Annotated in this window: 1 protein-coding gene; it reads left to right on the top strand. The window is 66.2% G+C overall.

Translation table 11 applies throughout. The features are described from left to right. Nucleotides 1-2,573: beta strand repeat-containing protein (locus EN939_RS29275; RefSeq protein WP_206528367.1), on the top strand; the 2,573-nt coding region annotated here is incomplete at both ends.

Genomic DNA, 2,573 nt, shown 5'->3' with positions numbered 1-2,573 from the left:
ATCGTGAAGGTACCGGTGCCCGTGCTCGAAAACAGCACGGGCACCGGTACCTTCACGATCGCGTCGACGATCGTCGACAATGGCGGCGCAACCAGCTTCGCCAAGGGCGGCGCCGGCAAGGTCGCGCTGACCGGCGCGAACAGCTACACCGGGGGCACGACGCTGAGCGGCGGCACGTTGGCCATCGACAGCGTCGCCAATGGCGGCTCTGCGAGCAGCATTGGCGCTTCGGGCGCGGCTTCGGCGAACCTGGTGCTCGAAAGCGGTACGCTGGAATATACCGGCGTCGGTGCGGGCACGACCGACCGCGGCTTTACCCTGGTCAATGGTGGTGCACCGCGGACGATCCAGGTCGACAGCGGCAATCTGAGCTTCGGCGGCGTGGTCGTCGGTTCGGACGATGCCGGATTCAACAAGACCGGCGCCGGCCTGCTGACACTTGGCAATGCCGCCAACACCTATACCGGCATCACGACGATCTCCGCCGGTACGCTGTCGGTCAACACGCTGGCCGATGGCGGTGTGGCGAGCGGTATCGGCGCATCGTCCTCGGATGCCGAGAACCTCGTGATCCAGACCGGCGGAACGCTGCAATATACCGGGGCGACCGCCAGCACCGATCGCGGCTTCACGCTCAACGGAGGCGCGGGTGGCTCGCTCGATGTCACCAATGCGGCAACGACGCTCACCGTCAGCGGCACGGTGGTTGGCGCCGTGCCGTTTCACAAAGCCGGCGCCGGCACTCTGGTTTTTTCGGGCACCAACAGCAACAACGGTCCGACATTCATTGACGGCGGCACGTTGCGCGCCGGATCGACCCAGGCCTTTGGTGGTCCCAATGCCATGAATTTGGCGGATGTCGCCGGCGTCACGCTCGACCTGAACGGTTTCAACAACAAGGTCGGCGGGTTGTCGGGAGGCGGCGCGAATGGCGGTACCGTTCGCCTCGGCGGAGCGACCCTGACGGTCGGCGGCACGACCGTCAGCTTCAGCGGCGCCATCACCGGGGCCGGCGGCCTCACCAAGGACAATAGCAGCACCCAGACGTTTGTCGGCTGCAACAACACCTATACCGGCGCGACGAACATCATCGGCGGTACGCTCAGCGTGGATTGCCTTGCCAATGGCGGCCAGGCAAGCGGCATCGGCGCTTCGACCAGCGCCTCCGCCAACCTTGGCCTGAATGGCGGCGTCCTTGCCTATACCGGCGGCAGCATCAGCATCGACCGCGGCATCACACTTGCCACTACCGGTGGGGCCATCAACGTGGTGAATGCCGCCACCGTGCTCGGCGTGAGCGGCCCGATCGTCGGTGCCGGCGCCTTCCGGAAGGACGGCGCAGGCACGCTCGTCCTGTCCGGTAACAACACCTATACCGGCATCACGACAGTCACAGGTGGCATCCTGCGCGCCGGCTCCAGCAGCGCCATCGGAGCGGGTGGATTCGGCCTGAACAACACCGCCGGTGTCGCACTCGATCTCAACAATTTCAGCACCTCCATCTCCTATCTGAATGGCGGTGGCGCCATAGGCGGCAATGTCACGCTTGGCACGGCGACGCTGACGATCGCCTCGAACGTCAGCGCGGCCGGTTTTGCCGGCGCGATCAGCGGCAGCGGCGGGATCATCAAGGGCGGAACCGTCACCCAGGCGCTCAGCGGCTGCGCGAGCTCCTATACCGGCAGCACCACTGTCAGAGGCGGCGTGCTGCAGGTCTCGTGCCTGGCCAATGGCGGCGTCAACAGCGCGATCGGCGCATCGAGCAGTGCTGCGGCCAACCTCGTCCTCACCGGCGGCACCCTGCAATATGTCGGCACGGGCGACAGCACCGATCGCCTGTTCACGCTCGGCGCCTCGGCCGGCAGCCGGCTCGAATCCTCCGGCACCGGCGCGATCGCCTTCACCAATACCGGAGCGATCGCATTCTCGGCTCTCGGCACGAGCCAGACGCTGGCGCTCGGCGGCACCAACACCGGCAACAACAGCCTTGCCGCACAGATCACCAACAACGGCGCCGGCGTGACCTCGCTGACCAAGGACGGCGCCGGCACCTGGATCCTCAACAATCAAAACAGCAGCTACGCCGGCATCACCACGATCAATGGCGGTGTGCTCGGCGTCAGCAAGCTGGCGAATGGCGGCCAGGCAAGCAGCATCGGCGCCTCGTCCAACGCGGCGGCCAATCTGGTGATCGGCAACGGCTCGACGTTGCGCTACACCGGTAGCGGCGACACGACTGACCGGCTGTTCACGCTCTCGGCCGGCACCAGCTTCATCGAATCCTCAGGCACGGGCGCCGTCGTCTTCAGCAACACGGCCGCGGTTACCTATTCCGGCAGCGGCCCGCGCACCATCGCGCTCGGCGGCACCAATACCGCGCTCAACATCATGGGCGGGGCGATCGCCGACGGCGCCGGCGGTGCAACCACGCTGGCCAAGAACGATGCCGGCACCTGGGCGCTCACCGGCAACAACACTTTCACCGGCAACACCGTCATCAACAACGGCAATCTGATGATCGGCAATGGCGGCACCACCGGCAACGCCGGCGCCGGCAACGTGATCGTCAATGC

The sequence above is a fragment of the Mesorhizobium sp. M7A.F.Ca.CA.002.05.1.1 genome (assembly GCF_003998335.1).
Classification (GTDB): Bacteria; Pseudomonadota; Alphaproteobacteria; order Rhizobiales; family Rhizobiaceae; genus Mesorhizobium.
Note: the sequence above shows the minus strand (reverse complement) of the source record. Positions and strands in the feature narration are given on the sequence as shown.